This window comes from Photobacterium sp. R1 (assembly GCF_054600795.1).
Window position 1 is genome coordinate 1 of record NZ_BAAHZP010000706.1, and the last position, 257, is coordinate 257.

Annotated in this window: 1 pseudogene; it reads right to left on the reverse strand. The window is 53.7% G+C overall.

Going from position 1 to position 257, the window contains the following annotated elements:
* Window positions 1–257: pseudogene (locus ACYP03_RS26910) on the reverse strand (cell division protein FtsZ); the annotation flags it as partial.

Genomic DNA, 257 nt, shown 5'->3' on the forward strand with positions numbered 1-257 from the left:
CCAGCAACGGGCTGGAAATCGCCATTTCTGCTGCTTCCTCTGCACGGTCTTCGCCCGTCGCCACGCCGCTACCCATCATGGCATGACCCATTTCGGACATCACAGTACGTACGTCTGCAAAGTCGACATTGATCATACCCGGGCGGGTAATCAGTTCAGCAATACCCTGAACAGCGTTTTTCAGTACGTCGTTCGCTTTTGCAAAAGCGTCTAACAGCGTAATGCCACGCCCCAGCACTTTCAGCAGCTTCTCGTTT